This is a genomic window from Rhizobium sp. BR 317 (assembly GCF_047445835.1).
GTDB classification, from domain to species: Bacteria; Pseudomonadota; Alphaproteobacteria; order Rhizobiales; family Rhizobiaceae; genus Rhizobium; species Rhizobium paranaense.
Map to the genome: position 1 here is coordinate 1 of NZ_JARWLB010000154.1, position 1,048 is coordinate 1,048.

Genomic DNA, 1,048 nt, shown 5'->3' on the forward strand with positions numbered 1-1,048 from the left:
TCGTTGTCGTATCCGAGTTCTCTCAGGCGCTCGACGCGCCTTCGGTGCGGCCGGGTGGCTCCGAGCGGGCCGATGCAAAAGGCTGATGAACCGAGAGCCGCGGCTAGGGCAGGCGCCTCCTGGTCGAGATCGTGATGCAGGAACAGGACKGTCGAATAACCATCGATATTCCCGACAATGTTTCGCCCGGCATTCCCCGGTTCGCTGACGATCACGTCGACATCCGACGCCGCTGTGGCCAGGGAGAGGTCGGTAACCTCGATCATCGATTTGCCTCTTTGTTGGAGGTTGTCGTATTTCGGGACCGGTCATGCGACATCGCGCAGGCCGCCGATCAATTCGTCAAGCKGAGGCGGGCGATGCGGCCTTCGACCGGGCTTGTGCTGCGGGGATGGGCAACGGCGCGTTTCGACAGCGAGTCAGCGCACCGCCCCCTTTGTCAGAGCGTCTCATATGCTAGCTCGTTAAACATACCCCATTTTGGGCGCGGTTAAAGCCCACTCTGCAACGGACAGAAGCCCAGCAAATACMGGCTCCCACGGACCGTTCTTACTATTCCCTCGTCCAGACGGTAACCGGCCCGAAAACGCTGGACCGTTACCGGAAAGCTCTCTTCCAGATGGCAGATATTACTTGCCGAAAGGAATCATCACCACGGCTAGGTCAGCATTGAGCCGGCGGAAACGAGGCGTTCTCACTGTTTCGGTTCGTATACTGATCGGCTATATCCGCTTTATTAGCAGAGTCCCAGAGCGCGGAGCYGCCGTTTACACCAAGAACCCGCCCGGTAACGCAGTTTGCTTCATCTAACAACAGGAATGTKATCGTAGCGGGTAGAGCTCTTTGCCCCACCGGAATCGCTGATCGACATGGATCCCGGCCGAAGGCAACACATCCGAGACAACGGTTCCAGGCTACTCTAATGCCGCCGCTACCAGTCGTTGAAAGATCCTTTGAAACATTTACTGCGCTAGGCGGCCGTGAAAGGATTGGAAGGTAGTCGTCCTTCTCATTCATCCTGTCGACACCGGGAACACCCCCAGTGAGC

1 pseudogene is annotated in these 1,048 nt (G+C 57.7%); it reads right to left on the minus strand.

Annotated features, from left to right (window positions below):
* Window positions 1-266: pseudogene (locus QD357_RS32475) on the minus strand (XdhC family protein); the annotation flags it as partial.
* Window positions 267-1,048 lie beyond the last annotated feature (782 nt).